Origin of the sequence: Burkholderia sp. Ac-20345 (genome assembly GCF_017104825.1) — a bacterium.
GTDB classification, from domain to species: domain Bacteria; phylum Pseudomonadota; class Gammaproteobacteria; order Burkholderiales; family Burkholderiaceae; genus Burkholderia; species Burkholderia lata_B.
Genome location: NZ_JAAGPO010000159.1, coordinates 1 through 234, shown reverse-complemented (window position 1 = coordinate 234; position 234 = coordinate 1). Strand labels below are relative to the sequence as shown.

Sequence of the window (234 nt, the reverse complement as noted above, 5' to 3'; positions counted from 1 at the left end):
ACATTGCTGTAGGGTCCATGGAAAGAGAGGGGGAAATCGACAACAGCTGAGGAGGACAGATCGACAGTGGAACCGGATACGTGTCCGCAGGCGAGCGCAGGACCACGCGTCCGAGCAGAGTGAGATCCGGCGCGGTCGCCGAGGCGGTAGAGCGGTAGAGCAACTTGATCTGCGCGAGCGTGAGGTTCTGCACGATCGACAGATGCGGGAACAGCTAGAAGTTTTTTTTTTTCA

The 234-nt window shown here is 57.3% G+C and carries 1 pseudogene; it reads right to left on the bottom strand.

Going from position 1 to position 234, the window contains the following annotated elements:
- Positions 1 to 193 (bottom strand): annotated as a pseudogene (locus G3O06_RS35490) (amino acid ABC transporter ATP-binding protein); the annotation flags it as partial.
- Between the last annotated feature and the right edge of the window lie 41 nt (positions 194 to 234).